At 44.3% G+C, this 9,603-nt stretch carries 7 protein-coding genes; all 7 read right to left on the reverse strand.

All coding sequences use genetic code 11. The annotated features are described in order from the left end of the window. Positions 1-155 precede the first annotated feature (155 nt). The gene (locus HQK80_13590; protein ID MBF0223235.1) at positions 156-512 is read right to left on the reverse strand and encodes a helicase with metal-binding cysteine cluster; all 357 of its coding nucleotides are present in this window, start codon (positions 510-512) and stop codon (positions 156-158) included. Positions 513-570: 58 nt separating this feature from the next. Next, the gene (locus HQK80_13595) at positions 571-1,245 is read right to left on the reverse strand and encodes a DUF4276 family protein (protein MBF0223236.1); all 675 of its coding nucleotides are present in this window, start codon (positions 1,243-1,245) and stop codon (positions 571-573) included. Then, entirely contained in the window at positions 1,238-2,371 is a 1,134-nt protein-coding gene (locus HQK80_13600) for an AAA family ATPase (protein MBF0223237.1), read from the reverse strand. The genes HQK80_13595 and HQK80_13600 overlap by 8 nt, the downstream gene beginning before the upstream one ends. Positions 2,372-2,453: 82 nt before the next feature. Next, positions 2,454-3,785: a DUF4062 domain-containing protein gene (locus HQK80_13605; protein ID MBF0223238.1), complete on the reverse strand. Its 1,332-nt coding sequence runs from the start codon at positions 3,783-3,785 to the stop codon at positions 2,454-2,456. After that, the gene (locus tag HQK80_13610) at positions 3,782-4,489 is read right to left on the reverse strand and encodes a DUF2971 domain-containing protein (protein ID MBF0223239.1); all 708 of its coding nucleotides are present in this window, start codon (positions 4,487-4,489) and stop codon (positions 3,782-3,784) included. Before HQK80_13610 ends, HQK80_13605 begins: the two co-directional genes overlap by 4 nt. Continuing rightward, entirely contained in the window at positions 4,486-9,444 is a 4,959-nt protein-coding gene (locus tag HQK80_13615) for a class I SAM-dependent DNA methyltransferase (protein MBF0223240.1), read from the reverse strand. Before HQK80_13615 ends, HQK80_13610 begins: the two co-directional genes overlap by 4 nt. Positions 9,445-9,447: 3 nt before the next feature. Then, a partial coding sequence (locus HQK80_13620; protein ID MBF0223241.1) for a cell filamentation protein Fic occupies positions 9,448-9,603 on the reverse strand: 156 nt, incomplete at its 5' end.

Below are 9,603 nucleotides of genomic sequence, written 5' to 3' on the forward strand. Positions count from 1 at the left end.
GACGAGATCATTCCACTGAAATATCTCTGCAGCCTCAGTGAGTTGCCGGATAACGATTTGTTTTAAATTAATAATATTTTTTAGCATAAGCCCCAGTATATGCTAAAAAATATTTTGTCCAGCATAATCTTTTAAATATTATCTTTTAGTTATTTTTATATTAAGTTTGCCTCGCCATGGGGGTAGAGGAAACACTCGGTCTTCCCCGAGCCGGTGCCGGTAGCAACAATTGTAGATTTTGGACTTTGACTTCCTAGGCGTTCAAATGAGATTTCTTGATGGCGGTAGGGGTGAAAGCCATCGGGTAGAATACCTGGAAAAAAAGTCTTGCCAGTGATGCCTTTTTGGTAGGGCAGACGCATGGTGAGGAAAGGTCCTTTGAAGATTCCTTCGGGTCTGGTAATGAGGTCTTCCAAGATGCTGTCAAAAAAGGGAGTGGTGATTGGAAAGGTAGTGCGGAGGAACTCTTCTATACCACGGCGAGTTTGGTCGGCTAGAATGGAAGGGATCATAATTTTTCAGTTACTGAGTGGATGATTTTGGGGGGAATTAGCTTTGGTATGAAATTTATCATGCAATCAGAGCTTCAAGAGACTTAACCCACTTATTAAATAGAGGACATGCCTTGCGTATTTCATCTATTCCAATTTCTTTTGCAATGCTGATTCCGGTGGTCATTTTTTTAAACTTTGAAGATAGTTTGTCCAATCGTTTAGATGGTGCCGTTTCAGGAGAGTCATTGATATTTTCTGGTTCACCACATTCAGAGAGAATCGACTCTACTAAATTTACATTGACATGAAGGTGCTCTGCAAGTACCTCTGTGGAACTGAATAGTAACGCCTCGAATTCATGCATTGCAATATAGGGGATAAATCGTAGCTCAGGACGCAACTCTTTAAACTTAGCTAAAACACTTTCTCTTAAACTTTCTATAAAAGTTTGAGCTTTAAGATGATGGTTTGCTTTCTTTTTTGACTCTAAAAGTCCGGGCCAATCACCTTTTATGCCATAGTAATCGAAAAGCAAGGTGAGATAGGTATCACTTCGTTGTTTGAGATGGAGCCCAATATCCCCTATAACCCTGTCAAAACGAACATCCCCACCTTTTTGGCCTGGCTTGGAAAATATAATGGGCTTGAGGTATATTTGTTTGGAATACAGGTAGGGCGCCAGGATATCTTTGATAAACTTCTGTTCTGTTTGACCCTCAACAAGTACAACAACCTCAATGATATTACTCATGATTCGTGCCTCCATTGATCACATTTTTAACCCACAGCTCACCAATGTTGTAGTCCTTCAGCCATTCAGAGAAATCAACTTCATTTAGTCTTTCAAAGCAAGTTTGTCTATTATTTCGGTTGGCTACTATTAGATTGTTTACCGAGAAATGATTGATTAGAATGGGAGACTGGGTTGCCACAATCAATTGAGTGCGTTTAGCCATGCTGTGCATCAACTCGGCCAAGATTGCAATGGCTTCAGGGTGTAATCCTAATTCGGGCTCATCTATAATCATTGTTGAAGGAGGAACTGGTTGCAAAAGTGCTGTTGCCAAAGCAATAAAACGAATAGAACCATCAGATAAATGGTAGGGTTGCATTGGAAAATCAGAACCTTTTTGTTGCCAACTCAGACGAGTTTTTTCGGACTCACCCATTTTCACAGTATCCAATCGAAAATCGTCAAAGAATGGCATGACGAGCCGAATGGCTTGTACTATGTCACGATAGTAAGACTGCCAGCGGCTTATTTCCCGCAAGCGAAGTAAAAAAGGGGCAATATTAGCTGCATCACTTCTTAGTTTTAGGTTATCTTCCACAATTTCTGACCGACGCATTGGGGCTTTTTCGCTGGTATCATGAAAATGGTATACCATCCAATCAGAAATTGAATGGTATACATAATGACCAACTCCATTCGAATTTCCATTAGCAGCTGTTTCATCACGCATGTCATGTAATTTACTTTCATCAGAAGGGTTTCCGTAAGATCGCCAATTAGTGTTATAATATTTCCGTTCTTCTTCTATAAGAAAGGTTTCGTTGACTGTAGGGGTAAGAATAAAGCGATAACTGTTGCTGCCTTCCGCATAGGGGCTATTAGATAAAAATTCAAATTCAGCTTTAATGCTTGAAGTTTGTTTTGGTCCATTATAGAGAAAACTATCCGCACCTCCATGCTCTTGAATATACTTGCTAAAGTTCTTTTGTGACATAACCTGAAGCATTTTGAATAACTGTATGAAATTGCTCTTTCCAGCTCCATTGGCTCCAATGATTACATTGAGGCTACTCAGTTCAAAATCTTTGAGTTCTCGGATGGACTTAAAACCTTCAAGGGTGATGCTTTTTAGGGCTGCGCTCATAAGACTAAAGTATTTAAGGGTAAGGTGGTGCGGAGGTGCTCTTCTACGCTTCGTAGGTTTTGGTCGGTTAGGATGAGGTGGATCATGATTTTTTACCCTCTATAATTGCACGACCTAAAGTCGTTGTTCGGTATCTTTGATTTTTACTCTTTGGTTTATCAGGCAAGGTCATTTCAAGCGCCTTGATATCCAAAAGCTTGACGATGGCATTTCGGTAGTTTCTTGTTCTGGTAGAATATCCCAATTGAGAAAGTAAATTCGGAGTTCCTTCTGGAGCTGTGACACAGTATCGCAGAATATTTATTGCTGTTTCTGACAGGTCTACTTGATCATGGACCCCGTCATGGACCCCATCATGGACCCCGTCATGATTTTCCTGCTTCGTATCTACCTTTGTTTTTTCTTGAGACCGATCACTGTCAACTTTTCTAATTAAGGGCATTCCATTTCTATCTGATATAATCTCCCCTTTTTCATCCTTAAGAGATCGTCGAATCGTAACCTTAAATCCATCAGAAATCGTGAAATCGGGTTCGGGCAGACCGGCATTTCGACATTTCTTGATCATGTCTCCGGTGCCAGTTCCCATGCGCTCAATATATTTGGTAAGATAAAGAGGTTCGGCCAAAAGAGGATTAGTTGGAAATGACCCATGGGGTTGCCGCAGTTTCTCGAGGGTCAGGTTCGGCGGCAAACAGCCGGGATTCCAGACTTCCAAACGGTTAGAAAAAAGCATCACCTGAACGCTTCCGGTGCTGGTGTAATCTCGGTGGGCAATGGCATTGACGATTGCTTCGGAAACCACATCTTCAGGCAACTCATATTTGCTGGGAGCCTGAGGCCCATCCTTGCGGGTTCCCACCCACAGATTGATCTTGGAAAGCACAAAATCGACGGCTTGGTCGACCAGTTCAAAAACAGTTCCCTTATATACTTGGTATGACGGGATGGGCTTTGCCACTTCTATACCATGGAAGTGAGCGCATTTGACCTCCGATAAAATCAGGAAGCGCTGCGGTTTACGAGCAAAAAGCAAAACAGCGGCATTGCTTGGGTGATACTTATCCAGTAAATTGAGATGAGTGAGCACCTTATGAGCCGGTGTACCCTCCTTGACAAATATCAGTCTGTGTTTGTTTTGTTTCGTGGCGGTGTTGAATTCGTGATGAGTGGGTGAGATGCTATTCTTGTCCTCCCAACCATAGTCGTTGCCGAAAAGCCCGAGATAAATTGGGGAACGGGAAACTTGGTCAAGGTAGAGGTTGTCCGCGGGTCGGTCCTTGGCGGGGATATCTTCGAAGAGAAAGGGATCAAAGAAACGGCGTAGGAGTGGATCACCTGAGATAAATTCGTGAAGATGGCGGCGGGTTTTGGAAAACTCCGATTGGACACTGGAAATAAAGAGGGTGGTCATTTCTTCGTTCTATACACTGGCTCAAATAGCAATTTATATTCTGCTGTGGCCATTTGGGCCTGATCCAAGTCAATTTTCAAAGCAGACTTGTTGACAATTTTTCGAACTTCATCTTTTAATGTATCGGAAGTTTTAACACCAAAAGAAATGGATGTCACAGCATCCTTAGGAAAATATTTTAATCCAAAACCATTTTCAAGATTAGGAGCACCGTGAGGTCCTTCTGGTCGATGGATAATTCTGTATTCATTCTCATAAGACCATATTTCATCTTTTTCTAAGAAAATCCTGAATTTCTCAGAATCTTTTAAGTCAATGATAGTAATTTTAGAGCTATAAATTACTTGGTATATTTTATTTTGAAAATATTGATGCAACTTTTGGGAGTCAAAATGTATGCAGATTCCTGTATGACCAGCAGTATAATGTGACCACATGAGGGGGTTCTCCCTAGAGGAAGCTAAACTATAAAACCCATATCTTGATAATGCATGTTGCGTAAATTCTCGACATTCATTAAGTTCACGCCCTTTTTCCATAATTAGCCCATAACTATCAAATGGATCATTCAATTTTGAACGATTTGAAAACCATACAATTCCGTCTAAGAGTAATTCATTCAAAACATCTATGCGTGTTTTGAATTCAGTTACATGACCGTGGAGCGGCATAAATTTGTAAAAGATGGGGGGGGGCTTGCTCAACTATTCTCCTCGAAGAACTTCCAGGCGGTGCGGTAGTCTTCTTCACGGTTGCAGCGGTCGAAGGGGGCGTGATAAGTGATGGTTCGTTCCCAACGGCCATCGTCGAGTTGGCGGCAGTTGGTGAGGTCGTGGGGTTTGTGCCAAGGGGCCAGTGTGTCGTCGATGACGGTTTGGGTGACGGTGCCGGATTGTAGGTCTTTGATATCTTCCCAGCCGGGGTTGGGGTCTGATTTGGAGGAGTTGCGGGAGAGGCCGACACCGGTAAGGCCTTTATTGACGGTGAAGATAATGCGGCCCTTCTGGTCGTACCAAGTATCTTGCTCGTACTGGCGCATAACCGGGAACTGGATGCGGTAGATAGTGAGCAGTTCGTCGAGGGTGAGTTTCAGGGCTTGGGCGGCTAGGACATCGATTTCGACGAGGGCTTGGCGGCGTTGGTAGTCGGTGCGCATCGAGCAGTGTCTGCCCCACTCGGGCGTGAGGTCGATGAAGGTGGAGTTGGGGAGGCGGGGGTCGGGCTTGGACCAGCGTTGGGTAAGGAAGGCGGGGGTGTAGAGGGAGGTCCAGAGGGAGGCGTAGTGGGTGGTGAGGCAGGTGAGGAGGAGGCCTATAGGAGTTTTTGAACAGAAATCAATATAAGGAATATTTTTTAAAGTATCATTGCCAAGATTAGTCGTACCAGTGGCCTTTACATAAAAATCTGATAATAATGTCGCTGAAATTGTGCTAATATTACTCACCAACTTAACATCTCTGATACTCCAAGAAATACAGCCATGTATGTGCGCAATTTCGGGTGGAATTGTGCAGTTGATTAAGGTGTGCTCGTTAGGTGGAGGCAACATTTTTCTAAAGGCAATCCGATAATACTCTGTTACCCGTTTGCCTTTTTTATTTAACAATAAATGCGTAGAGGGGGGTTGTGCGTCAGACTCTAGTTTTTTGTTACTAAATATTTTATTCTCTGTTCCCTCTGTTTTATTGATGTTTATTGTTTCTTTCTCTGTGTTCTCTGTGTCCTCTGTGGTTAACCCTTCTTCCACCCACGGCACCCTTGGTGTTCTGCGACGATACTCCTCTGGGCTGCAATCCGGCACATAGTTGGTGCGAGGCCAGTAGTCGTCGGGGATGAAGTCGAGGTCGATACGGTCGTAGTGACCTTTTTCTGTGCAAATACTCCGAGGTGTCTTATTTAACGGTGTGCCCACAAAAAAATGCGGACCCGAGAGAATAAAGTCGTCCAGCTTTTCAACAAATTTTGTTTCCCGGCGGATGGTGTGGTCTTTTTTGACAGCATTGGTTTCATGCCACATTTCTGTTGAGAAGAACTCCCCCTCCAAATCCCCCAACTTCTTCGGATGCTGGGCAAATTTCTCCAGCACGCTAATTAACTGCTTGGCGTGCAGTGCAGGCAGTCGGGCTTCAAAAAAATGCGTCCCTGCTTCATCATACAAATCTGCAAAAAGTCTAAGTTGTTCTTCCCCAATGTTGACTAAGCGGTCTTTGTGGCCACTTATATCCCAAGCATTTTCCTCACTTTTTATTCCTCCGACAATATTTTTTCCATCGTGATTCAAGCTAGCGTCAACACTGCTAACTGCAAAAATATTGGCCATTGTTGTAAAATTTACAACATTCGAGTTTCTGCACGAAATATTAATACTGAATTTTGAACGATGCGCAACCTCTGCGAATAAAAACATACCATTCTGAAACTGCAAATGCCACCTTAGCCTCGGGTACAATTCCCTCCGAAACCCACCCCCCTTCGGATCGTCATAAATTCCTTCCGGATGCAGTAATCCCAACACCCCATCCTCATTCAACACTCCCCACGCCTGCGGAATAAAGCACTTATACAAGTTCGTCTGTACACCCTTCAGTAAAGCATAGTTCCCAACAGAATTCAAAAACCCCTGGGTTCCCTCAAACTCCGCATATTCCAATAAATACTCCCCCTGCTTCCCATACCGCTTCAACGCCTCCTCTCTCATCTCCGCCGCCTGACTCGCCGACACACCGCGCACTTCAAACTTAGGCTCATAATCCCCCAAAAACCCGCCTTCATTCCACTCCACCTTAATCCACGGCGGATTTCCCACAATCAAATCAAAGCCACCCCGATCCACAAACAGATCAGCAAACTCAAGCTCCCAGTGGTGGAAACGGAAGCGTTGACTTAACTCCCTGACCAAATGCAAGCGGGGAAATTTATCAGGAGTTAAAATGTCATCAAAACCGCACAGAATAATATTTTTAAAGAGTTGTCCTGAGAGAATAAATTCGAGCTCTATAAGAAACTCATCCCGACTGGGCAAAAGATCTGCTTTCTGTATAGGCCAGAACCACAGAGCACACCAGTAGTCCATTGCCAGTTTCAATCGATGATACGAATATTCATTAGTTGGCGTATGAATATGAAACGAATCTTCCAGTAACTTATCTTTCTGCCCGATACTGCTTTTACATCCCTCAAAAATCCCGTTTGGCGTATGCCCAAAGAATTCAAAATCGGCCCAGGTTTTCTGCTTGATCTCCCTCAGCACCTCTACATGCTTTGCCCAAAGTTCGTCAATACGGGCAGAGAGTTGCTTCAGCACCTTCAAATCGGCATTATCAAAAGGCAGAACGAAAATTTTACGCCAGTCATCGATTTTCTTAATCGCATCCGGCACCATCTTCTTTACAACCTTGTCGGTGTAGTTGGCCATGCCAGCATCCGGCACCAGAAAGTGGTAGACATCATCTTCCGATCGTTTCTCCTTTTTCGTTACAGTTCCCCGCTGCGCGGAAGGGACTGAAACTCTCTTAGGCTCACTTTCCCACCATTTCCCCTTCTTACTCCCCAACATATCCACCGGATACACCTGAGATCGTGCGCCAATCAAACTATTTCCACAGACCAACTGATTACCAAACCAAGGCACTACCGAGTCGTTATGAATGGTATTGAGCCACAGACTGATCTCAGCCAGTTCCACTGCCGTTGAGTTAAGGTCAACCCCGTAGACATTGTTGTCGGCCAGATAGGCCTTTACCCGCTGTTTCTGCTCTCCATAATCCGATGGTAATAAGTGCTCTCCCAATTGCTGTTGTTTCCGCTCCAAATACGCATCGGCTAACTGGTTGATAGCTTCATTTAAAAAGGCCCCAGAGCCCAGAGCCATCTCACAAACCGTCAGCTCTAAAATATCATCAGCAGATTTATCTTTAAGCAGTTCCTTCAAAGAATACTTCACCAAACACTTGGTTAGAACTTCTGGTGTATAATAACTGGCTGATTTTTCCCGGTTTCGACCTGCTAATCTGTAGATAAACGAGCCCTGCTCATGAACTTTATGTTGCCGGTTGCCTTTTTCCCCGTGATGCACAACTTCACTTTTATTTAGGTCATTCCAATCTACCTTGTAGTCGTTGAGGTCATCTTTCTTGACGAAATAGGCGTTTTTCAGCTCATCGTAATCTTCTCCGGACTTCTTGACTTCGTAGAGTTCGTCTTCGGCAAAGAAACCTGAATACGATAATAATCCTTCATATACCGCGCCCAATTGGTTGATGCCTAGTTGTGCGTAGGAGATGCGTCCACGCCGAGTCCTTCTTCCTCGAGCACGCTTGACGCTGGTGAGTGAAAGCAACTCCAGTATCTGCTGCATTACCAGGTTGCGGAATTTGACTTTGTTTAGTAATTTTGTACCTGCCGGATCGAAGAGGTGAGAATTGAGCGGTAACAGCTCAAAAGTTCTGTGGTCAGTGACTTTTAAATGGTCATCCCGTCCCATCATTCCTATATTGTCGTTCCAGCCCTGATAGATGAGTTTGAAGAGAATGTTCAAAGACTCATTGATATAATACCCGTTCAAGGCTTCATCTTCCTGTAATGGTGGCATTTCTGCCAACTCCCTCAGGGACTCCAAACTGTAACCTTTGAGGAAGGCTTCACTTTTCATGGGGGCATAACCCAGTTCGGGTCTAGCTTCGATGTAAAAACAGAATAGTAGCCGGTAAAGATACCTCAAGCACTCTCGGGTAAGTTCTTCGTTTCTTCCTTTTTCGTAGAGTTTAATCTTATAGCCGGTCTGTCGAATATAGTAAACTACTTCGTTACCCAACAGTTCCACCGCTTCACGCACAGCATATTTCAGATCTTCAGAGACAGAGAAGGCATGTTTGTGAGAATTTTCATCCAGCGTATCCAGCAAACACAGCCCCTCAATAGGAGCAATGCTCTCCCTATGTAGCAAGGCTGCCATGGCCTTGAGGGTATCAGCGTTTCGACGCTCGAAGATTTCATTTAGATCAAAGCGTAGTAGCTTTTTCAAGTTCCATTTATTACGGTCTACCAGGACTACCTCTTGTAGATCAAAAATGATAAGCCAGCGGGGAGGTTCACGGTCGGCAAAGACCACCTGAGTCAGTACGCCGACGAGTGAACCATCTTCTTCCACAATTGGGAGAGGTGTTGTAGTTTCTATAGCTTCAGCCTGAGGTGCGTCTTCTACGGCTGGTATATTCAAAACATCCTCAGCAGGGAGAATGGAGGCGTAGTCCAGAGAATCGAAAAACCAGACTTCTGGTTGCCCGCCTGATTTTTCCACTTGTGCTAAGAGTGGGAGACAATGTTTCTCATCGGTGTAGCGTTTGACCGGTGAGATATCGTACCCGAGCAGGCTGATAAACTGTTGCCTGAATGCTTGACGCAATTCGAGGACTTCTCGTTTGTTATCTGGAGAACTACGTTCTGTCAGGCGTTCTTGACGGTTTAAAAGATGAAAGTAGTCTTTCGCTAGAGCAGTTAGTTTCTCGTATGGTTGTTTCTCTTCTTTGGCTTCGGCTTGTTCCTTCCAAGTATCGTAGAGACCTTTGAGGTCGTTCTCCAGAAGGGCAGTCAGGTAGTGGTGAGTGTAGAACTCGTTTTCGTTGTGGATGCCGGTGAGGTCGAGGAGTTTATCAGCCATGGGTTATTTATCCTCCTCTGTAGAGGCTTGCAGGAGGTCTCGTCCTTTATCGGTGAGGCGGTATTTCTGAAGACGACTCTTTGGCTTATCAGGAAGAGTCATTTCGACAAGCCCCTGTGCCATAGCCGGCTGAAGATAACTCTCCCGGAATGACTTGCG

Source organism: Desulfobulbaceae bacterium, from assembly GCA_015231515.1.
Lineage (GTDB): Bacteria > Desulfobacterota > Desulfobulbia > Desulfobulbales > VMSU01 > JADGBM01.